We start from the raw sequence: 608 nt of genomic DNA, 5'->3' as shown, positions 1-608 counted from the left end.
GTGTTGTTGATGGCTGTGATGAAATAAGTCTGCAATATTGCGGGTTTGATCTGCAGAAAAGGGGATATTCAGAGTGAAGCTCTGGCCTTGGTAACGAAGATCCAAAGAGCGTTCTGATCGGATAGTTTGCCTGCCTACTTGTTCTAATTTTAGTTCTTTCGTTCCTTGTGACTCGAGACCTTCAAACAGCTGTTCCAGTTGGTGATGGGAAATATCATCTAACTGAATAATATGTGTCTTGGTAAATTGCCGTTGTTTTTGAGCTTTGAGCATGCCGTAGGCCGAGAGGACACCACTATTCTGGGGAATTATGGCACTTTTCATATTGAGTTTTTCAGCTAAGGAACAGACATGCAGACCCCCAGCGCCGCCAAAGCAACATAAGGTAAAGTCATTAGGGTTGTGCCCTTTCTGAATAGAAATGGCATGAAGGGCTTTTACCATTTGTTGTTCCGCAAGTTCTATGATTCCTTCTGCCAATTGAAGCCTGCTCATTTGTAGTTTGCTGGCTAGCGTGTCTAGCGCGCTCTCTGCTGAGGCTATATCAAGAGACATACCGCCACCTAAGAAAGCATCTGCACGTATGCGCCCTAGAACTAGATTGGCAT

1 protein-coding gene is annotated in these 608 nt (G+C 44.7%); it reads right to left on the bottom strand.

All coding sequences use genetic code 11. From position 1 onward, the window contains the following. A partial coding sequence (locus A3756_RS19960) for a hydantoinase/oxoprolinase family protein (protein ID WP_304438913.1) occupies nt 1–608 on the bottom strand: 608 nt, incomplete at both ends.

It is taken from the genome of Oleiphilus sp. HI0086, assembly GCF_001635225.1.
This window is presented reverse-complemented; position numbering and strand designations above follow the sequence as displayed.